The 20,060-nt window shown below is 63.7% G+C and carries 16 protein-coding genes; 8 read left to right on the top strand and 8 right to left on the bottom strand.

From position 1 onward, the window contains the following. Nucleotides 1–286 precede the first annotated feature (286 nt). On the bottom strand, nt 287–1,600 hold the full coding sequence (locus PDMSB3_RS04425) for a replication-associated recombination protein A (protein ID WP_007175872.1): 1,314 nt from the start codon (nt 1,598–1,600) through the stop codon (nt 287–289). Nucleotides 1,601–1,905: 305 nt separating this feature from the next. Here PDMSB3_RS04425 and cytX point away from each other — a divergent pair, with 305 nt between their 5' ends. Then, nucleotides 1,906–3,222 carry a putative hydroxymethylpyrimidine transporter CytX gene (cytX, locus tag PDMSB3_RS04420; protein ID WP_007175873.1) on the top strand — a complete coding sequence of 439 codons (1,317 nt, stop codon included), beginning with the start codon at nt 1,906–1,908 and terminating at the stop codon, nt 3,220–3,222. A gap of 69 nt (nt 3,223–3,291) precedes the next feature. On the opposite strand, the gene speB is transcribed toward cytX, so the two are convergent. Beyond that, nucleotides 3,292–4,281, bottom strand: coding sequence for an agmatinase (gene speB / locus PDMSB3_RS04415; RefSeq protein ID WP_007175874.1), 990 nt, complete (start codon nt 4,279–4,281; stop codon nt 3,292–3,294). A 170-nt stretch (nt 4,282–4,451) separates the two neighbouring features. Between speB and PDMSB3_RS04410 the strand changes: the two genes are divergently transcribed. Beyond that, nucleotides 4,452–5,372 (top strand): LysR family transcriptional regulator, encoded by a 921-nt coding sequence (locus tag PDMSB3_RS04410; protein WP_007175875.1) that lies wholly within the window; start codon nt 4,452–4,454, stop codon nt 5,370–5,372. 66 nt (nt 5,373–5,438) lie between these two features. Here PDMSB3_RS04410 and lolA read toward each other — a convergent pair whose 3' ends face one another. Further along, nucleotides 5,439–6,173, bottom strand: coding sequence for an outer membrane lipoprotein chaperone LolA (lolA, locus tag PDMSB3_RS04405; protein ID WP_007175876.1), 735 nt, complete (start codon nt 6,171–6,173; stop codon nt 5,439–5,441). Nucleotides 6,174–6,258: 85 nt separating this feature from the next. Then, nucleotides 6,259–8,574 (bottom strand): DNA translocase FtsK, encoded by a 2,316-nt coding sequence (locus tag PDMSB3_RS04400; RefSeq protein ID WP_165185044.1) that lies wholly within the window; start codon nt 8,572–8,574, stop codon nt 6,259–6,261. A 346-nt stretch (nt 8,575–8,920) separates the two neighbouring features. Here PDMSB3_RS04400 and trxB point away from each other — a divergent pair, with 346 nt between their 5' ends. The 5 genes from trxB (at nt 8,921) to PDMSB3_RS04375 (ending at nt 13,489) form a co-directional block, all read left to right on the top strand. Beyond that, a complete protein-coding gene (trxB, locus tag PDMSB3_RS04395; RefSeq protein WP_165185041.1) occupies nt 8,921–9,922 on the top strand; it encodes a thioredoxin-disulfide reductase in 1,002 nt (333 codons plus the stop codon). A 178-nt stretch (nt 9,923–10,100) separates the two neighbouring features. Further along, a complete protein-coding gene (locus tag PDMSB3_RS04390; RefSeq protein WP_007175879.1) occupies nt 10,101–10,859 on the top strand; it encodes a Smr/MutS family protein in 759 nt (252 codons plus the stop codon). 13 nt (nt 10,860–10,872) lie between these two features. Beyond that, nucleotides 10,873–11,493 (top strand): trimeric intracellular cation channel family protein, encoded by a 621-nt coding sequence (locus tag PDMSB3_RS04385; RefSeq protein WP_035516978.1) that lies wholly within the window; start codon nt 10,873–10,875, stop codon nt 11,491–11,493. A 268-nt stretch (nt 11,494–11,761) separates the two neighbouring features. Beyond that, a complete protein-coding gene (locus PDMSB3_RS04380; protein ID WP_165185039.1) occupies nt 11,762–12,421 on the top strand; it encodes a glutathione S-transferase family protein in 660 nt (219 codons plus the stop codon). A 150-nt stretch (nt 12,422–12,571) separates the two neighbouring features. After that, a complete protein-coding gene (locus PDMSB3_RS04375) occupies nt 12,572–13,489 on the top strand; it encodes a LysR family transcriptional regulator (RefSeq protein ID WP_007175882.1) in 918 nt (305 codons plus the stop codon). Between the two features lie 78 nt (nt 13,490–13,567). Here PDMSB3_RS04375 and PDMSB3_RS04370 read toward each other — a convergent pair whose 3' ends face one another. The 4 genes from PDMSB3_RS04370 to PDMSB3_RS04355 form a co-directional block, all read right to left on the bottom strand. Continuing rightward, nucleotides 13,568–14,683 carry an ABC transporter ATP-binding protein gene (locus PDMSB3_RS04370; protein WP_007175883.1) on the bottom strand — a complete coding sequence of 372 codons (1,116 nt, stop codon included), beginning with the start codon at nt 14,681–14,683 and terminating at the stop codon, nt 13,568–13,570. Between the two features lie 103 nt (nt 14,684–14,786). Next, entirely contained in the window at nt 14,787–15,644 is an 858-nt protein-coding gene (locus PDMSB3_RS04365) for a carbohydrate ABC transporter permease (RefSeq protein ID WP_007175884.1), read from the bottom strand. Next, a complete protein-coding gene (locus PDMSB3_RS04360) occupies nt 15,634–16,572 on the bottom strand; it encodes a carbohydrate ABC transporter permease (RefSeq protein WP_007175885.1) in 939 nt (312 codons plus the stop codon). The genes PDMSB3_RS04365 and PDMSB3_RS04360 overlap by 11 nt, the downstream gene beginning before the upstream one ends. A 198-nt stretch (nt 16,573–16,770) precedes the next feature. Next, complete coding sequence (locus tag PDMSB3_RS04355) at nt 16,771–18,018, bottom strand: ABC transporter substrate-binding protein (protein ID WP_165185036.1); 1,248 nt, start codon at nt 18,016–18,018, stop codon at nt 16,771–16,773. A 541-nt stretch (nt 18,019–18,559) separates the two neighbouring features. Between PDMSB3_RS04355 and zwf the strand changes: the two genes are divergently transcribed. After that, the gene (gene zwf / locus PDMSB3_RS04350; RefSeq protein WP_165185033.1) at nt 18,560–20,023 is read left to right on the top strand and encodes a glucose-6-phosphate dehydrogenase; all 1,464 of its coding nucleotides are present in this window, start codon (nt 18,560–18,562) and stop codon (nt 20,021–20,023) included. Nucleotides 20,024–20,060 lie beyond the last annotated feature (37 nt).

Raw genomic sequence — 20,060 nt, 5'->3', positions numbered from 1 at the left:
AATGGGGCGGATGTTCGTTGTATGAAGGTGGGATTTTAGCGCACCGGCGCGGGCGGCCGGTGGGTTAGATGGTCAGCGTGAGCGCAAAGCCGACCGGGCGTGCGCCGCTGCGCGAGACAAGGTACGAACCGACGCGCTCAACGAGGCGCATTGCGAAGCGCAAACAGACTGCACGACGAGGTAAAGACCGAGCCGCGGAACAAGCCGCGAAAAAGCCGCACCACGAGCCACAAACCAGCCACAAACCGAACTGCGAAAAAAGCACCCAGCAACGCACCGGACCAGCTCACCCCTTCTTCGGCTTGTTCTCGCTACGCCACTGCGCGTCCAGTTCGGCCAGACGCGCCATCTTGTCGCCGATCTTGCCTTCCAGACCGCGCGGCGTCGGTTCGTACCAATGCGGATCGCGCATGTTCTCCGGCAGATAGGTCTCGCCGGCCGCGTACGCATCGGGTTCGTCGTGCGCGTAGCGGTATTCGTGACCGTAGCCGAGTTCCTTCATCAGCCTGGTGGGCGCGTTGCGCAGATGCACCGGCACGCCGCGCGACTGGTCTTTGCTGACGAAGCGGCGCGCCTCGTTATACGCGTTGTACCCGGCATTGGACTTCGGCGCGACCGCCAGATAGATGATGGCCTGCGCAAGCGCCAGTTCGCCCTCAGGCGTGCCGAGGCGCTCATAGGTTTCGGCGGCGTCGAGCGCGATGCGCGCGGCGCGCGGATCGGCGAGGCCGATATCTTCCCACGCCATGCGCACGATGCGGCGCGCCAGATAGCGCGGGTCCGCGCCGCCGTCGAGCATGCGGCAGAACCAGTACAGCGCGCCGTCCGGGCTGCTGCCGCGCACCGATTTATGCAGCGCGCTGATCTGGTCGTAGAATGCGTCGCCGCCTTTGTCGAAGCGGCGCAGGTTTTCGGCAAGCGCACTGCCGAGCAAGGCACCGTCGATCTCTGTGGTCTTTTGCTGTGAAGCCGCCCGCGCGACGATTTCGAGGTTGTTCAGCAGCTTGCGGCCGTCGCCGTCGGCGGAACCGATCAGCGCGTCGCGGGCTTCGTCGGTGAACGTGAGGCCGCCGAGTTCCTTTTGCGCGCGCTCGAGCAGCTCGCGCTGCTCTTCGTCGGTCAGGCTTTTCAGCACGTAGACGGCGGCACGCGAGAGCAAAGCGCTATTCACTTCGAACGACGGATTCTCGGTCGTCGCGCCGACGAACACGAACAGCCCCGACTCGACGTGCGGCAAGAACGCATCTTGCTGGCTCTTGTTGAAACGATGCACCTCGTCGACGAACACGAGCGTCTGATGCCCGTTCGCGCGATGAATCTGCGCGGTCTCGACGGCCTCGCGGATATCCTTCACGCCCGAGAGCACCGCGGACAACGCGATGAACTCGGCATGAAAGGCATCGGCCATGAGTCGGGCGAGCGTGGTTTTACCGACGCCGGGCGGCCCCCAGAGGATCATCGAATGGGCTTCGCCGGATTCGAATGCGACCCGCAGCGGCTTGTTCGGGCCGAGCAGGTGCTTCTGGCCGATCACTTCGTCGATATTGCGGGGCCGCAGGCGTTCGGCGAGCGGAACATTGGCACGGGTTTCTTCAAACATGACGTTTTGGGGATAATCTCGGCATTTCCGGACGCGGTCCGTGTGAAGGCGGCGTACTGCCGGTGAGCCACGCCAGCACGCAAAAGTGCGGGCAACGTCCTGCATTATGACAGTGACGGCGCCCGAACGAAGGCGGCGCACTGCGCCGGGACGAGCCGGGCGCCGCGACCCGTGCAAAAATCCGGCAAAGTACGACGCAACAGGGCACGCAATCGAAGCCCCAGCCGCGGACATAACAGCAAACGCAACCGCCGACGCAACATCGCATGCAAATCGGCAAGCAACACCAACAGGGACAAGACCAGATGGCACAAGATCCACTCGCCGGCGACGCCGGTTCCACTTACGCACCGCTCATGCCGGTGCCCGATGCGCGCCGCGCGTTCCGCACCGGCGACGCCTTCGCGCTCTGGTTCTCGCTCGGCATCGGCCTGCTGGTCGCGCAAGCGGGCGCGCTGCTGGTGCCCGGGCTGTCGCTGCCGCATGCGTTGCTGGCGATCGTGATCGGCAGCGTGATCGGCGTCGTGCTGCTGGCGCTGGCGGGCGTGATCGGCACGGATACGGGGCTCGCGGCGATGTCGTCTCTGCGGCCGACGCTCGGCGTGCGCGGCGCGTCGGTGCCCGCCGTGCTGAACGCGGTGCAACTGGTCGGCTGGGGTTCGTTCGAGGTGATCGTGATGCGCGATTCCGCCGACGCCCTCGCCAAACAGGCCTTCGGCCTCTCCATGCCGCTCATCTGGACGGTGATCTTCGGGCTGCTCGCGACGCTGCTGGCGATCAGCGGACCGCTCTCGTTCGTGCGGCGCTTTCTGCGCACGTGGGGCATCTGGCTGTTGCTCGCGGGCGCGGCGTGGCTGACATGGAATCTGCTCGCAAAACACGATCTGGCTGCGCTGATGCAGCGTCCGGGCACGGGCGAGATGTCGTTCGGCGGCGCCATCGATCTGGTGGTCGCCATGCCGCTGTCGTGGCTGCCGCTGATCGCGGACTACACGCGCTTCGGCCGGCGCGCCGGTGAGACGTTCCGCGGCACGCTGCTCGGCTACGGCATCGCCAACATCTGGTTTTACGCGCTCGGCGCGATCTACGGCCTCGCGGCAGGCGGCGGCGACGCGCTGCTGACAAGCGCGCTGGCGCAAGCCGGCGGCGGCCTCGCGCTGCTGCTGATCCTGATCGACGAAGTCGACAACGCGTTCGCCGACATTCACTCCGCCGCGGTATCCACGGGCACGTTCTGGACGCGCGGCAGCGTGCCCATCCTGTCGGCGGCGTTCGGCGCGCTGTGCACGCTGATCGCCCTGCTCGTGCCGATGGCGAAGTATCAGAACTTCCTGCTGCTGATCGGCTCGGTGTTCGCGCCGCTGTTCGGCGTGGTGCTGGTGGATCACTTCATCGTGCGCAAGCGCCGTATCGAAGCTGCGGTTCTCGCCGACGTGCGCGGCCGTTACGGCTTCTCGGGCGGCTGGCATCTGAGCGCGTTCCTCGCGTGGGCCATCGGCATCGTCGCGTATCAGGCGATCAATCAATGGCTGCCGAATCTCGGCGCGACGCTGCCCGCGCTGGTAATCGGCGCGGTGTGCTATCTGGCGTTCGTGTCGGCGCGCAAGACTGCGTATGCGTGATTGAACTAACGTCACTGTTAAACGCGAAGAGGCCTGCAAATGCAGGCCTTTTCTGTTTGCGAGGTCACTTCAGCGCGTGGACGCCCGATACTCGACGCCCGGCAGCACGCACAGCAATTCGAACGCGAGATTCGCGCCGAGCAGCGCGGTCGTGCCAAACGGATCGTACGGCGGCGCGACTTCGACCAGATCGCAGCCGACGATATTCAGCCCACGCGAACCGCGAATGATCTCCAGCGCCTGCGGCACCGTCAAACCGGCGATTTCCGGCGTGCCCGTACCCGGCGCAAAGGCCGGATCGATCCCGTCGATGTCGAACGTGATGTACACCGGACCGTCGCCCATGCGCTCGCGCACACGCGCCATCAGCGGCGCGAGCGACTGGTTCCAGCAGGCCTCGGCCTGCACGACTTCGAAACCCTGATCGCGGCACCAGTCGAAGTCTTCCGCCGCGTAACCCGTGCCGCGCAAACCGATTTGCACGACGCGCTCGCAATCGAGCAAGCCTTCTTCCACCGCGCGGCGGAACGGCGTGCCGTGCGCGATCTTCTCGCCCATCATCGTGTCGTTGACGTCGGCGTGCGCGTCGACGTGAATCAGGCCGACCTTGCCGTGCTTGCGATGAATCGCGCGCAGGATCGGCAGCGCGATGGTGTGATCGCCGCCCAGCGTGATCGGCGTGCAATCGTGCTGGAGAATTTCGTCGTACGCGGTTTCGATGCGCTTGATCGAATCGTGCAGGTTGTACGGATTGATCGCGACGTCGCCGAGGTCGGCCACGCGCAGCGAATCGAACGGTGCCGCGCGCGTCGCCATGTTGTACGGGCGCAGCAGCACGGACTCGCTGCGGATCTGGCGCGGCCCGAAGCGCGCGCCGGTACGGTTCGAGGTGCCGAGATCGAACGGCACGCCGACGAAGCAGGCGTCGAACCCTTCGGCCGAGCCGACGTTCGGCAGCCGCATCATCGTCGCAATGCCGCCGCAGCGCGGCATCGCGTTGCCGGACAGCGGCTGCGGCCGTTCGCCGGCTTCGGGGTTAATGAAGGAAGAGGTATTCATCGTGTCTCGGCAATGAAAAAAGGACAGCACGCAAAATCATGCAGACCGGCCGAGGAGGAGCGTCTGAACCGCACCTTGCCGGGCGAATCTCGATTCTTGAGCAGTTTCCCAGAACTTAAAATACCTACGGCATAAACTTCACATTGATTCCCAGCGATGTATCCTGACCCATGTTCTCCCAACTCACCGATCTCGACCTGCGGCTGATCCGCGTATTTCTCGCCATTGTCGACGCGGGCGGCGTCTCACCGGCCCAGGCGACCCTGAACGTCGGCCAGTCGACTATCAGCACACAGCTTGCCACGCTCGAAACGCGCCTCGGCTACCGGCTGTGCGAGCGCGGCCGCGGCGGCTTCAGTCTGACCGCACGCGGCGAGCAGTTCATCGACGCCGCCCGCGCGCTGCTGTCGGCCGTCGATACCTTCGGCATGCAGGCGCGCAACGTGGGCCGCAAGCTGGTCGGCACGCTCGATATCGGCATGATCGGCCACACGCCGGTGTCGGCGAGCACGCGCATCAGCGACGCGATCGGCCGGTTCCGGGCGCGCGATCAGTCGGTGCGGTTTTCCATTCTGGTGCGCTCTCCCGGCGAGTTGGAGGAACTGCTGCTCAATGGGCGGATTCAGATCGGCATCGGCTATTTCTGGCACCGCGTGCCGTCGCTCGAATATACCGAGGTGTTCGCGGAAGATCAGTTCGCTTATTGCGCGAAAGGGCATCCGCTGTTCGCGCAAGCAGGCGAGGTGCAGCCCGCCGAGGCCGCGCAGCATGAATGGGCGTGGCGCAGTTATCCGCTGCCCGAAGCCGAGAGTTCGACCAGGCCGCAGAATGTCACCGCCGTCGCGGACAACATGGAAGCGGTCGCGATGCTGGTGCTCTCCGGGCATCATCTCGGCTATCTGCCGGGGCATTTCGCGGCGCCGTTCGTCAAGCAAGGGCTGCTCGCCGCGCTGAATCCGGCTCAGATGCGCTACCGCGTCGCGTTCCATATGGTCACGCGGGCGCGGCAGCATCGCACGGATATCGTCGAAGCGTTTATCGACGATATGAAGGCCGCGCATCCCATGCAGGTTTTGCAGGTGGATGAATAACGCGCGCAATAAAAAGCCGCGCACGGAGCGCGGCTTTCTGCCAATCACACACCACCCGCAGGCGGTTTATCCGTTGATCACGTCCGCGCCCTTCGGCACCGTGAACTTGAACGCATCGGCCGGTAGCGGCGGATTCTTCTGAATGTTCGAGAAGGTCAGCAGCGTGACGTTGCCGAACACGTCGTGCAATTCCATCGCTTCCAGATTGCCGTCCTTGAAGCCGATGCCCACGCGCTGAAACTGCGTGTCTTTCGCCTTCGGCGTCAGTTCGAGCCAGTCGATGCCGGCCTTCACGCCCGCGTCACGCAGCGTGAAGTTCCTGTCGAGATCGTTGCTGCCGAACAGGATCGCCGCAGGGCTCGCGCCGAGCGCGCCGCCGAGACTGCGCACCGTCACCTGATTCAGATCCTTGTCGTACACGAAGAGCTTGTCGCCGTCCGCTTGCAGCAGTTGGGCATAGGGCTTCTCGTATTGCCAGATGAACTTGCCGGGACGCGCGAACGTGAACGTGCCGCTCGACGTGCCGGTCTTGCCGGCGCCCGTGGTGGACAAGGTACCGCTTGCGCCCTGCGCCTTGCTCGGCGCCCGCACTTCCTGCTGCACGAAGGTGCCGCGCGCCGAATGCACTTGCGCGACGAACGCCTTCAGTTGCTCGGTGCCGCTCGCGAATGCCTGCGATGCGAACAGCACGGACGCGCCGATCGCCACACTGCCCACACTACGCACGAGGGTCCGCGCGAACTGGCCGAAACGGCCGGATTGAGCATTCTCTCGAGCGTGCTGCTGCGCGAATAGCCGCATGTAGTTTTCTCCCTTGATTGAATTCGTTGAGCGGTCATGACCGACGGCGCGCCACCGCTTCGCGTCGGAACCGAGGCCATCTGGCTCACTCCGCTTCCCGCGCCGGCGCCAGAATCTCGCGATTGCCGTTCGACGACATGGCCGACACCACGCCCGAGTTCTCCATCTGCTCGAGCAGGCGCGCCGCGCGGTTATAGCCGATGCGCAAATGCCGCTGCACCAGCGAGATCGACGCGCGGCGGTTCTTCAACACTACGTCGACCGCCTGGTCGTATAACGGGTCCGACTCGCCGTCGCCCGATCCGGTTCCCCCCGCGCCTGCGGAGCCTTCGTCGCCCTCGCCCGTCACGCCGCCTTCGAGAATGCCCTCGATGTAGTTCGGCTCGCCCTGTTCCTTGAGTTTGTCGACCACACGATGCACTTCCTCGTCCGACACGAACGCGCCGTGCACGCGCACCGGCAGGCCGCTGCCCGGCGGCAGATACAGCATGTCGCCCATGCCGAGCAGCGATTCCGCGCCCTGCTGATCGAGAATGGTGCGCGAGTCGATCTTCGAGGACACCTGGAACGCCATCCGCGTCGGCACGTTGGCCTTGATGAGCCCGGTAATCACGTCCACCGACGGACGCTGCGTAGCCAGAATCAGGTGAATGCCGGCCGCGCGCGCCTTCTGCGCGATCCGCGCGATCAGTTCTTCGACCTTCTTGCCGACCACCATCATCAGGTCGGCTAGTTCGTCGATCACCACCACGATGTTCGGCAGGCGCGTGAGCGGCTCCGGATCGTCCGGCGTGAGGCTGAACGGATTCGGCAGCTTTTCTTCGCGTTTGGCGGCTTCGTCGATCTTGTTGTTGTAGCCGGCGAGGTTACGCACGCCGAGTTTGCTCATCAGCTTGTAGCGGCGCTCCATTTCGGCCACCGCCCAGTTCAGCGCGTGACCGGCCTGGCGCATGTCCGTCACCACCGGACAGAGTAGATGCGGAATGCCTTCGTACACGCTCATTTCCAGCATCTTCGGATCGATCAGGATCATGCGGACCTGATCGGCGCTCGCCTTGTAGAGCAGCGACAGGATCATCGCGTTGATCCCCACCGACTTGCCCGAACCCGTCGTACCGGCTACCAGCAAGTGCGGCATCTTCGCGAGGTCGGCGCACACCGGTTTGCCGCCGATGTCTTTACCCAAGCCCATTGTCAGCGGCGACGCGGCGTCCGCATACACCGCCGAGCCGAGAATCTCCGAGAGACTGACGGTCTGACGGCGCTGGTTCGGCAACTCCAGCGCCATGAAATTCTTGCCCGGAATCGTTTCGACCACACGGATCGACACGAGCGAGAGCGACCGCGCGAGGTCTTTGGCGAGACCGACGATCTGGCTGCCCTTCACACCCGTGGCCGGCTCGATTTCATAGCGCGTGACCACCGGGCCGGGATACGCCGCGACCACGCTCACATCGACACCGAAGTCCTTGAGCTTCTTCTCGATCAGGCGCGAGGTGAATTCCAGCGTATCCGCGGAGATGGTTTCCTGCGCGACGGGCGCGGCATCGAGCAGCGAAATGGGCGGCAAGGTGGAGTCGCCCGGCAGGTCCGTGAAGAGCGGCACCTGCCGTTCCTTCTCGACGCGTTCCGACTTGGCCGGTGTGATGACCGGCGGCACGATCATGACCGGCTCATGTTCCTCGATCCGCACGCGGCCCTTCTCGACCTTGCCTTCGCGCTTCACGGCGGCCGCTTCGCCCAGCTTTCGGTCGCGGCCGGCCTCGCGGCGCAGCTTCGCGAAGGTCACGGCGGAAATAATGGATTCGCCAACCTTCTCCGACACCGACAGCCACGAAAAGCGGAAATACAGCGACAGCCCGATGCCGAGCACGATCAGCAGCGCCAATGTGCCGCCCGTGAACCCCAGCGCATGCGACACGCCGCGCGCGACCGCCTCGCCGATCACGCCGCCCGGCGCGCGCGGCAACTGTACTTTCAGCGACCACATGCGCAAGGCCTCGATGCCGTCGCACGCCAGCAGCACGAGCATGAAGGCGAACGCGTCGGCGAGCCAACTCACGTCGCGCGGCGCGTCTTCCTGCAATTCCTCGTGACGGGTGATGCGCTTGTAGTTCGCGGAGATATGACGGCCGAGCAGCACGATCCACCAGTAGGCGGACAGGCCGAACAGCAGCAGCAGGATGTCCGACGTCCACGCGCCGACGCGGCCCGCCCAGTTGGCGATATGGTCGACCTGCGCGGCGTGGGTCCAGCTCGGATCGCGCCTGCTGTAGCTGACGAGCGCCATGAGCAGGAAAACGCCGAGCGCCACCTGCAGGATCCAGCGGATTTCGGTGAAGAGGCGCGACATGCGGTGCGGCAATGCCTGCGCGCTCGCGGAATAGGGAGCTTTTGCCATTGATCCTGTTGCGTGTGTGCCCGATTCCCGGCCTGGGTTGTCGCCTGGGCCGTAGCCGAGCCTCACCCAGCGGGGCTTCGGGCCCGATCCCGGCTTCCGGGAACTTCGATCCGGCCTATTGTAAACGCAGTGCCCCGCGCGAGGCTGTAAATGACGGTAACTTGGCCGTCTGGCCACAGAAAGGCGCTGCAGGGCGCGCCGCCGACGCTATCGGCGCGATCGGAAAGCTTGATGGAGCAGGCGGGCGCCCCGCCCTTTATAATGCCGCACTGATACCCAACTATAGTTCCAGCTCAAGTCGCGCGGCCTCGCATGGGCGAGCCGGGCGCCGTAAAAGGATTCGATCATGCCCGCAACTTCCACGAAACACGCCAAGGTTCTGATTCTCGGTTCCGGTCCCGCCGGCTACACGGCAGCGGTCTACGCGGCGCGCGCGAACCTCGCGCCGGTGCTCGTCACGGGCCTCGCCCAGGGCGGCCAGCTCATGACCACGACCGACGTCGAAAACTGGCCTGCCGACGCCAACGGCGTGCAAGGCCCGGAACTGATGGCGCGCTTTCTGGAGCACGCCGAGCGCTTCAACACTGAAATCATTTTCGACCACATCCACACGGCCAAGCTGGACGAGAAGCCGATCCGCCTGATCGGCGACTCGGGCGAATACACCTGCGACTCGCTGATCATCGCAACCGGCGCATCGGCGCAATACCTCGGGCTGCCGTCGGAAGAAGCGTTCATGGGCAAGGGCGTGTCGGCTTGCGCCACCTGCGACGGTTTCTTCTACAAGCAGCAGCATGTGGCCGTGATCGGTGGCGGCAATACCGCGGTCGAGGAAGCCCTCTATCTCGCCGGCATTGCGAAGAAGGTGACCGTGATCCATCGCCGCGACAAGTTCCGCGCCGAGCCGATCCTGATCGACCGTCTGCTGGCCAAAGAGAAAGAAGGCATTGTCGAGATCAAGTGGAACCACACGCTCGACGAAGTGACCGGCGACCATTCCGGCGTGACCGGCCTGCGCATCAAGCACACGCAGACCGGCGAAACCACGGACCTCGCGCTGCAAGGCCTGTTCGTCGCGATCGGCCACAAGCCGAACACGGACATTTTCGCGGGCCAGTTGGAGATGAAGAACGGCTACATCATCACCAAGGGCGGCCTGAACGGTTTTGCGACCGCCACCAGCGTGCCGGGCGTATTTGCCGCGGGCGACGTGCAGGACCACGTGTACCGCCAGGCAATCACCAGCGCGGGCACGGGCTGTATGGCCGCGCTCGACGCGCAGCGCTATCTGGAAACCATCGACGAAATGGCCGGCGAGCACGCCATGAGTCAGGAAGCCGAGCGTTGATCGGCCGCGCCGGTCCGAGACCCGGCCGGGAAGATTAGCGCAACGGTAAAATGGCGGCTGGGCATGGCCCGGCCGCCTGCTCGAAGAAGGCCGCGGCTGAATAGCCGGCGGCCTTTTTGCATTCCGCTCGCAAACAAACGTCGCGCGACCGAACTACTTCTCTGCGTGTATTACCAATATGCCGAAGAATCAGCCCCATCCGAGCGAACCGAAGCGCGCGCGCGCCGTCGCGCGGCCCGCGCCCGAACCGGCTGCGCCCGCCGTCAAACCGAAACTCGAACCAGCGGCCGGTCTCGCCGGCCTCGGCGCGTTGCGCGATGCGCTAAAAGTCGACGCGCAACGGCGCGAGCGCGAACGGGCGGCCGCTGCGGCCGCGCAGCGCGAAGCCTCGGCGGACGCCGATCTGTTTCGCCGCGAGATCGGCTCGGTCGCGCCGCTAGCCGTGCCGCCGCGCGCCACGCTGCCGCGCAATCCCCCGCCGCCGCTGCCGGTGCAAACCCGGCTCGATGAAGAAGCCGTGCTGCACGAAGCGATCTCGGACGAGTTCGATCCCGAAGTCCTGCTGGAAACCGACGAAACGCTTTCCTACTGCCGCCCCGGCGTGAGTCAGGAAGTCGTGCGCAAACTGCGGCGCGGCGACTGGATCGTGCAGGCGCAGATCGACTTGCACGGCATGCGCCGCGAGGAAGCGCGCGAGGCGCTGGCAGAGTTCATCCGCGAGTCGGTGAAACGCGGCTTGCGGTGTTTGCGCGTGATTCACGGCAAGGGTCTGGGATCGATCGGCAAAGAGCCGGTGCTGAAAGGCAAAGTGCGCGCGTGGCTCGTGCAGAAGTCCGAAGTCATTGCGTTCTGCCAGGCGCGTCCGCACGACGGCGGCGCGGGAGCAGTGGTCGTTCTGCTGCAGCCTGGCGCCGTGCCGGCGCACGCCAGACCCTGACGGAGCCGCGGTGATCCATCCGAGGCTGACGCTCGCGCTGACCATCATGGAAGCGCTGGCGATTTTCGCCTACGCCATTTCCGGTTTCATCGAGGCCAGAAGCCGCCGGCTCGATGCCGTCGGCACGTTTCTGGTGGCGATCGCCACGGCCTTCGGCGGCGGCACGTTGCGCGACGTGCTGCTGGAGCGCCGGCCTTTTTACTGGGTCGAGCATCAGGATTATCTGATCGCGATCTTCGTGATGTCCCTGTTCGCGCCGACGCTGCTGAAAATGACGTCGCGCCTGCTTTCCGAGCGGGTTTTGCTGGTGGCGGATGCGATTGGGCTTGGCCTCTTCAGCATCGCCGGCACGTCGATCGCGCACGACGCGCAAATGCCGTGGTTCACCTCGGTGATGATGGGCGTACTGACCGGGGTTTTCGGCGGCGTGATTCGTGACGTGCTGTGCAACGAAGTGCCGCTGATTCTGCGCGACTCGCGGCCTTATGCGACCTGCGCTTTCGTCGGCTGCTGGCTTTATGTGCTGCTGGATTACTTCGACTTCGACACGGTCTATAGCGTGCTGATCGCCACCGCCTTTATCCTGCTTGCAAGGCTGGTGACGTTCAGGTTCGATGTCCGCTTGCCGCACTAGCCAGCGCGGCACAGCTTGCATTCACGTGCGGCGCATGCCCGCGAACGGGCAGCGCGCCGTGTTCCAAACTGACCTGTTGGTCGCCGGCACGCCTGAAGCCGCCGAACAACGCCGTCAGGTATGACAAGTTGCTGTTCCTGGTCAATACTGGCCGGATCGTGGCGCCCGTCGATTTGTGCCGCTGCCGTTCGTCGTGAGGTAAACGGCCTCTTTGGCCGTCATTGCGCCGCCGCGCACTCCGCACTAGCAACCGTCCAAGGTGACCACGATGCCTCTGAAGCTCTACGCCCATCCCTTCTCCTCTTACTGCCAGAAGGTTCTGACCGCGCTCTACGAAAACGGCACGCCATTCGAGCTACGCCTGCTGGCGCACGACGACCCGCAAATCATGGCCGAATTCGCCGCGCTCTGGCCGATCAGGCGGTTTCCGGTGCTGGTGGACGGCGCCCGGACCGTGGCGGAGTCGAGCATCATCATCGAATATCTGGGTCTTTATCACCCGGGGGCGGTGCCGCTCCTGCCGGCCGACGCGCGCGCCGCGCTCGAAGTACGCAGCATGGACCGCTTCTTCGACAATTACATCTCGACTCCGCAGCAGAAGATCGTCTATGACAGTTTGCGCCCGGGGCCGGAACGGGATCCGCACTCGGTGGCCGAGGCGCGTGCCCTGCTCGACACCGCGTACGGCTGGCTGGACAATGTGATGGCGGAACGCGAATGGGCCGCCGGCGACACCTTCAGCCTCGCCGACTGCGGCGCCGCGCCGTTCCTCTTCTATGCCGACTGGACGCACGCCATCGGCCCGACCTTCCCGCACGTGCTCGCCTACCGGAAGCGGCTGCTGGCGCGGCCGTCGTTTGCGCGCGCGGTGGACGAAGCGCGCCCGTATCGCGCGTTTTTCCCCCTCGGCGCGCCGGACCGGGATTGAGCGCGGCGGCACGGCGGCGGCTGCGGCTGCGGACAAACCTCAACACGAGCACTGGCAAACCGCCCATTCTTACCCTTTGGGACAACAATTTTTCCAACCTATACACTTCACTTCGACACCTACTTCCGCCAATCACTCACAAGGCAAAACATGGACCGTTTCGAAGCGATGGAGATATTTACGCGTGTGGTCGAGGCGAACAGCTTCACCAAAGTATCCGAGTCGCTCGACCTGCCGCGCGCCAAAGTCAGCCGCACCATCCAGGCGCTGGAGGAACACGTCGGCGTGCGTCTGCTGAACCGTTCGACGCGCCAGGTCAGCGTCACCGAAGACGGCGCGCTGTTCTACGAGCGCTGCGTGCGCATCCTCGCCGAAGTCGCCGAAGCCGAATCGTCGCTGTCGAACAAGCGCGAAAATCCGGCCGGCACGATCCGCGTGGATACGTCCGGCACGCTGGCCCGCGCGCTGCTGCTGCCCGCGCTCGACGACTTCTACCGGCAGTACCCCGAGATCGACGTGCGGCTCGGCCTCGCCGATCGCAACATCGACCTGATTCAGGACGGCGTGGATTGCGTGATCCGCATGGGCACGCCGGAGGAGTCGAGTCTCGTTGCGCGGCGGATCGGTCAGGCGCGGATCGTCACGTGCGCGTCGCCGGCGTATCTGGAGAAATACGGCGAGCCGACCACGCTCGAAGCATTGAGCGAACATCGCGCGGTCAACTACGTGTCCGCGCGCACGGGCAAAACGTTCCCGTTCGAATACGAAGTGGACGGCGAACTGGCCAAGGTCACGCTGAAGAGCGTGCTGGCGGTGAACGACGGCTCGGTGTATATCGGTGCGGCCGTGCTCGGTCACGGCATCATCCAGCCGTCGCGCTTCATGGTCTCCGATCTGATCAAACAGGGCGCGCTGAAGGAAATTCTCACCACCTACACGAGCCCCGGCACGCCGCTATCGGTGCTCTACGCGCATCGCCGCAATCTGAGTTCGCGGTTGCGCGCGTTCATCGAGTGGGTAACCGAGCTGGCGCGGAACAATCCGGATCTGCATATTGCGGAGCAATGAGGCGACGTCGCACAAGCAAAAGCCCCATGCGTCTTGCAACACATGGGGCTTTTTTTAAACACAATCCGAACTTCGCGGTCAGGCGATCCGCTCTTCGTTGGTCGGATCGAACAGCACCGCCTTCGAGGTATCGAACAGCAGCGTCGTGTTCGTCAGCGGCTGCGGATTCGAAGCCGGGTGCACGCGGCTCACAATCCGCTTGCCGTTGACCTGTGCGAACACCAGCGTGTCCGGGCCGGTCGGCTCGATCACGTCGACCTTCACTTCGATCGGTTGCAGCTTCGCGTTGTCGCCGTGCGCGCCACGCGCGTCGGTGATGCGCTCCGGACGCAGGCCGAGAATCACGTCACGGCCCACATGCGACTTCACCTTCGCGGAGTCGAACGGCAGGTTCAGCGCCGTGCGCGCGACACCCGTATCCAGTTCGAGCGCCACGCCCGCGCCCTGGTCGACCAGCTTGCCCTGGATGAAGTTCATCGGCGGCGCGCCGATAAAGCCCGCCACGAACAGGTTCGACGGCGAGTCGTAGATTTCCTGTGGTGCGCCGAACTGCTGGACGATACCGTCTTTCATCACCGCGATGCGGTCGCCGAGCGTCATGGCTTCGATCTGATCGTGCGTCACGTAGACGATCGTCGTGCCGAGGCGTTGATGCAGCAGCTTGATTTCCGAACGCATCTCGATACGCAGCTTCGCGTCGAGGTTCGACAGCGGTTCGTCGAACAGGAACATGACCGGGTCGCGCGCCAACGCACGGCCCATTGCCACGCGCTGACGCTGGCCGCCGGACAATTGACCCGGCTTGCGGTCGAGCAGGTGCGTGATCTGCAGCGTGTTCGACACGCGGTCGACGATCTGTGCCTGCTCCTGCTTCGGCACCTTGCGGATGTTCAGGCCGAACGAGATGTTCTCGCGCACCGTCATGGACGGATACAGCGCGTACGACTGGAACACCATGGCGATGTCGCGATCTTTCGGCGACAGGTTGTTCACCGTCTTGCCGTCGATCTGGATCTCGCCCTTGGTCACGGTTTCGAGGCCGGCAATCATGTTGAGCAGCGTCGATTTCCCGCAGCCCGAACCGCCGACGAGAATCAGGAACTGGCCGTCTTCGATGTCGATGTTGACACCCTTCAGAACCGGCACCCCGTTCGGGTAAGTCTTGTACACGTCACGGATGGAAAGGCTTGCCATGCTGTGAATCCTCTTGTCTCTGGTACAGCTTGAAAACTTTGTCGGGTGACGGCGGCTTCGAATCGAACAGACGCCGCCGCGCTCGGATGGTTTAGCCTGGCGTCTAGCCCTTCACCGCGCCGGCCGTCAGGCCGCGCACGAAATAGCGCCCGGCGATGATGTAGACCAGCAGCGTAGGCAGTGCGGCGATGATCGCGCCGGCCATGTCCACGTTGTATTCCTTCACGCCGGTCGAGGTGTTTACGAGGTTGTTCAGCGCCACCGTGATCGGCATCGAATCGACACCGGAGAACACGATACCGAACAGGAAGTCGTTCCAGATCTGCGTGAATTGCCAGATCAGGCACACCATGAAAATCGGCAGCGAGACCGGCAGCAGAATCTTCGTGAAGATCGTGAAGAAACCCGCGCCGTCGATACGCGCCGCCTTCACGAGCTCGGCCGGAATGCTGACGTAGAAGTTGCGGAAGAACATCGTGGTGAAGGCGATACCGTAGATCACGTGCACCACCACCAGACCGGTCGTCGTGTTCGACAGGCCGAGAAAGCCTTCGAAACGCGCCATCGGCAGAAGGATGGCCTGGAACGGGATGAAGCAGCCGACCAGGATCATCGTGAAGATCGGGTCAGCGCCACGGAAACGCCAGTGCGTGAGCACATACCCGTTGAACGCGCCGATGATCGACGAGATCAGCACGGCCGGAATCACCATCCGCACCGAATTCATGAAGAAGGGCTGCATGCCGTCGCAGCGCACTCCCGTGCAGGCACCGCTCCATGCCTTGATCCACGGATCGACGGTCCAGTGCGTGGGCGGCGTGAGCAGATTGCCGGTGCGCAGCTGGTCGATGTCCTTGAACGACGTGGACAGCATCACATACAGCGGAAACAGGAAATACAGGGCGAACAGAATCAAGGCCGCATAAATGACGGCACGGCTGATCGTCATCTTAGGCTGCATTGCGGGTGCTCCTCGATTCCAGATACATCAGCGGCACGAGCACGGCTACGACGGTGGCGAGCATCATCATCGACGATGCCGCGCCGACGCCCAGCTGCCCGCGATTGAACGAAAACGTGTACATGAAAATGGCCGGCAGCGACGAAGACGTGCCAGGACCGCCCGCGGTCAACGCGACCACCAGATCGAACGTCTTGATCGTGATGTGGCAGAGAATCAGCAGCACGGAGAAGAACACCGGGCGCATGCTCGGAATCACGATCTTGCGATAGATGGTGGGCAAGCCCGCGCCATCCATCTGCGCGGCCTTGAAGATTTCCCCGTCCACCCCGCGCAAGCCCGCGAGGAACAGCGCCATCACGAAACCGGTGGACTGCCACACGGCCGCGATCACGACGCAGAAAATCGCCTTGTCCGGGTCGCCCAGCCAGCTGAACGAAAAGCTCGTCCAGCCCCAGTCGTGAAACACCTTTTCGAGGCCGATGCTCGGCGTCATGATCCATTGCCACGCCGTACCCGTCACGATGAACGACAGCGCCATCGGGTAAAGGAACACGGCGCGCAGCGCGCCTTCGTTGCGGATCTGCTGATCGAGCAGGATCGCGAGAAACAGACCCAGGCCGATACAGATACCGATGAACGGGATGCCGAACCAGCCGAGGTTCGCAGCCGACGTCCAGAACACGTCGTTATCGAACAGTTCGCGATAACGATCGAGACCGACAAATTCATAACGAGGCATCAGCCGCGAATTGGACAGCGACAGATAGCCGGTGATTGCGATGAAGCCGTACACGAAGATCAGGCTGATCACGACGCTGGGTGCGAGCACCAGCTTCGGAATCCAGCGATCGGCAAGGGCCGCCATGGGCGACACGCGGCGGGTGGCGGTGGCCGGTTTCCCGTTTCCGCTGATAGAAGCAGTCACTACTCGACTCCTGCTGAAACTGTACCGCCGGCACCTTCACGCTGAAAAACGCGAAGCCGCAACGGCATAGGTGTGACTCTATGAAACCAGGTAAAGCCGCCTGCCGATGCGAGCTAGACAGCCCGGCAACCGGCGACACGAAGGGCGCGCCCGGCGCCCGTTGCTGAACCGCCGGGCGCGCCGCATCGCTTGACGCGACTACTTGGTCTTCGCTGCCTTCGCGAGCGCGGCAACTGCGCTCTTCGAATCCTGCTGCGAGTTCATGAACTTCGTGACCACGTCCGAGATCGCGCCGGCTGCTGCATCCGGTTGCGCCATGCCGTGTGCCAGCGAAGGCACATAGCCGCCCGACTTGATCGCCACCTGTTCATCCGCGTACGACTTCTTCGCGCAGTCGTCGAACTTGGCCATCGACACGCCCAGGCGAACCGGGATGGAACCCTTGTTCAGGCTGAACTGCTCCTGAAAGTCCGGCGACATGATCGTCTTGGCCAGTGCGAGTTGACCCGGCGTGGCCGCCTTCGCACCCTTCTGCTGGAAGAACACGAACGAGTCGACGTTGAACGTGTACGACTTTTCCGTGCCCGGCACAGCGGCGCAGATGTAGTCCGAGCCCGACTTCTTGCCGGCGTTGGCGAATTCGCCCTTCGCCCAGTCGCCCATGAACTGCATGCCGGCCTTGCCGTTGATGACCATCGCCGTTGCCAGGTTCCAGTCACGGCCCGTGCGGCCCGCGTCGAAGTAACCCTGAATCTTGCGGACCGTGTCGAATACGCCGACCATCTTGTCCGAGGTCAGCGTTTTTTCGTCGAGGTCCACCAGCGCCTTCTTGTAGAAGTCCGCGCCTTGCGACAGCACGACGTCTTCCCACAGCGTCAGGTCTTGCCACGGCTGGCCGCCCATCGCGATCGGCTGGATACCCGCGGCCTTCATCTTGTCGGCCACCGCGAAGAATTCAGGCCACGTGGTCGGCGCCTTGCCGCCCGCCTTGTCCAGCGCCGCCTTGTTGATGTACAGCCAGTTCACGCGGTGCACCGAGAACGGTGCGGCGACGTAGTGACCGTCCGCATGGATGATCTTGTCGATTTCCGGCGGCAGGTTCTTCTTCCAGTCGCCAGCAACGGAGTCGATCGGCACGAGCACGCCTTGCTGCGCCCAGTCCTGGATCAGCGGACCCTTGATCTGCGCGGCGCTCGGCGCGTTGCCCGAGATCACCTGCGTCTTGAGTGCCGTCATGGCGGCCGCGCCGGCGCCACCCGCAACCGCGAAGTCCTTCCACGTGTAACCCTGCTTCGTCATGTCGTCCTTGAGGACGCCAACGGCTTTCGATTCGCCGCCCGAGGTCCACCAGTGCAACACTTCGATCGACTCGGCAGCCTGCACCGCCGAGACGCCACACATCAGACCTGCGGCGCACAAAGCGCCCATGATCGCGCGAAATTTCATTGCTTATCTCCTCCAGACACCTGAACAAAAAACAAATGGCCCCTGATGTCGCCAGGGTGCTGTGGTTGGTTCAAACAGGCAAAACACTGGGCGATCGAGCACGGTCGGGCGCATGCGCGAGGCATGTGCCGGCGGACCGATGTCCGGCCGCTGGAAGCTCAAGAGATGAGTGGTTCGGGATGCAACTGACTGTCTCCTCTTTTGATTTTTGCCTGCCCGCGTCGCGCGCGGCAGACTCGAGGTGCCTTGCACGTCAACCTGGGGCAGACCCTGCCGGCCGCTCAACCGCCCGGCTTTCCGCAAGGTCCACCGGGCATGCTGGCAAGTGCCGGCACGCAATGTCCGTTAACATGCAGGGGACGCCTGCCGATTCGGGAAAACGCGCCTCCAGACTCACAGCGCACGCTTTTTTCATCGAATTAGCGCTACCTCTTGATTTGGATTGTAGTTAAACTACAATTCAGTGTCAAAAAAAATTTTATCGGACTACGGTCGCGCTTCCACTCACTTTCCGCGGCCCCAGGACAATCGACGGAGACTCATGCAAACCGATTCAAGCTTCACCTTCGTTCTCTTCGGCGGAACCGGCGATCTGTCGATGCGCAAGATTCTGCCGGCACTGTTTGAAGCACATCGTGCGGGCGGCATGCTGGCCGACAGCGGCAAGATCTTCGCGGTGGCCCGGCACGCGGCGGATCGCAGCGAATATCTGCAGTGGGTGAACGAGCACGTCAAACCGCATGTGTCGAAGAACGGTGTGGACGAAGCGGCATGGGCGAGCTTTCTGAAGCGCATCGAGTTCGTGAAGATCGACCTCGGCAACCCGGACGACTTCGCGCTGCTGCGCGACGCCATTCAGGATCTGCCCGGCATCCGCGTGTTCTATCTGGCCACCGGCCCGTCGCTGTTCGTGCCGATCTGCCACGCGCTCGCGTCGGTGGGATTGAATGCGAACGCCCGCATCGTGCTGGAAAAGCCGCTCGGCTACGACCTCAAGTCGTCGAACGCAATTAATGATGCGGTCGGCGAAATCTTCGCTGAAGAACAGATCTACCGGATCGACCACTACCTCGGTAAAGAGCCGGTGCAGAATCTGCTGGCGCTGCGCTTCGGCAATGCGCTGTTCGAGCCGCTGTGGCGCCGGGAGTGGGTCGAAAGCATTCAGATCACGATCGCGGAAGAGCTCGGCGTGGAAGCGCGCGGCGACTTCTACGACAATACCGGCGCGCTGCGCGACATGGTGCAGAACCATTTGCTGCAATTGCTCTCCATCGTCGCGATGGAGCCGCCGCATTCCATGGATTCGGATTCGGTGCGTGACGAAAAGCTGCGCGTGCTGCGTGCGCTCAAACCTATCGATCCGCGCGATATCGGCAAGGTGGCCGTGCGCGGCCAGTATCATTCGGGTGTGATTCGCGGCACTTCCGTGCCGGCGTACGCAACGGAGCCTGGCGTCAGGCCGGACAGCACGACCGAAACCTTCGTTGCGCTGAAGGTCGAGATCGAAAACTGGCGCTGGGCCGGCGTGCCGTTTTTCCTGCGCACCGGCAAGCGGCTGGCCGATCGCGTCGCCGAGATCGTGGTGAACTTTCGCCCCGTGCCGCATTCGGCGCTGGGCGCCTCCGCGCTGCGCGCCGGCGCGAATCGCCTGGTGATCCGCCTGCAGCCAAACGAGACCATTCGCCTCTACTGTCTCGCGAAGCAGCCCGGCGAAGGCATGAATCTCGCCAGCGTCCACCTCGACCTCGCGTTCGACCAGTTCTTCCGCGAAGGACAGATGGAAGCGTATCAGCGTCTGCTGCTCGACGTGATCAACGGCCGCCTCGCGCTGTTTGTGCGGCGCGACGAGCAGGAAGCCGCCTGGCGCTGGGTCGAACCGATCCTGAACGAATGGAAGGCGTCGAACAAGCCGCCCAAGCCGTATGCTTCGGGCACGTGGGGACCGGCCGCATCGAGTGCGATGCTGGCACAGCACGGCACCTGCTGGCTCGAAGAAGAGAATTGAATCGCGGCGCCACGTCGTATTCCACGGAACATGGCGT

Origin of the sequence: Paraburkholderia dioscoreae, from assembly GCF_902459535.1 — a bacterium.
GTDB lineage: Bacteria > Pseudomonadota > Gammaproteobacteria > Burkholderiales > Burkholderiaceae > Paraburkholderia > Paraburkholderia dioscoreae.
This window is presented reverse-complemented; position numbering and strand designations above follow the sequence as displayed.

What these genes read in the sequence shown, in the direction of transcription:
- PDMSB3_RS04425 (WP_007175872.1), bottom strand. Translation starts at nt 1,600, where the DNA reads ATGTTTGAAGAAACCCGTGCCAATGTTCCGCTCGCCGAACGCCTGCGG.
- speB (WP_007175874.1), bottom strand. Translation starts at nt 4,281, where the DNA reads ATGAATACCTCTTCCTTCATTAACCCCGAAGCCGGCGAACGGCCGCAG.
- PDMSB3_RS04390 (WP_007175879.1), top strand. Translation starts at nt 10,101, where the DNA reads ATGCCGAAGAATCAGCCCCATCCGAGCGAACCGAAGCGCGCGCGCGCC.
- cytX (WP_007175873.1), top strand. Translation starts at nt 1,906, where the DNA reads ATGGCACAAGATCCACTCGCCGGCGACGCCGGTTCCACTTACGCACCG.
- PDMSB3_RS04375 (WP_007175882.1), top strand. Translation starts at nt 12,572, where the DNA reads ATGGACCGTTTCGAAGCGATGGAGATATTTACGCGTGTGGTCGAGGCG.
- PDMSB3_RS04400 (WP_165185044.1), bottom strand. Translation starts at nt 8,574, where the DNA reads ATGGCAAAAGCTCCCTATTCCGCGAGCGCGCAGGCATTGCCGCACCGC.
- zwf (WP_165185033.1), top strand. Translation starts at nt 18,560, where the DNA reads ATGCAAACCGATTCAAGCTTCACCTTCGTTCTCTTCGGCGGAACCGGC.
- lolA (WP_007175876.1), bottom strand. Translation starts at nt 6,173, where the DNA reads ATGCGGCTATTCGCGCAGCAGCACGCTCGAGAGAATGCTCAATCCGGC.
- PDMSB3_RS04380 (WP_165185039.1), top strand. Translation starts at nt 11,762, where the DNA reads ATGCCTCTGAAGCTCTACGCCCATCCCTTCTCCTCTTACTGCCAGAAG.
- trxB (WP_165185041.1), top strand. Translation starts at nt 8,921, where the DNA reads ATGCCCGCAACTTCCACGAAACACGCCAAGGTTCTGATTCTCGGTTCC.
- PDMSB3_RS04370 (WP_007175883.1), bottom strand. Translation starts at nt 14,683, where the DNA reads ATGGCAAGCCTTTCCATCCGTGACGTGTACAAGACTTACCCGAACGGG.
- PDMSB3_RS04410 (WP_007175875.1), top strand. Translation starts at nt 4,452, where the DNA reads ATGTTCTCCCAACTCACCGATCTCGACCTGCGGCTGATCCGCGTATTT.
- PDMSB3_RS04355 (WP_165185036.1), bottom strand. Translation starts at nt 18,018, where the DNA reads ATGAAATTTCGCGCGATCATGGGCGCTTTGTGCGCCGCAGGTCTGATG.
- PDMSB3_RS04365 (WP_007175884.1), bottom strand. Translation starts at nt 15,644, where the DNA reads ATGCAGCCTAAGATGACGATCAGCCGTGCCGTCATTTATGCGGCCTTG.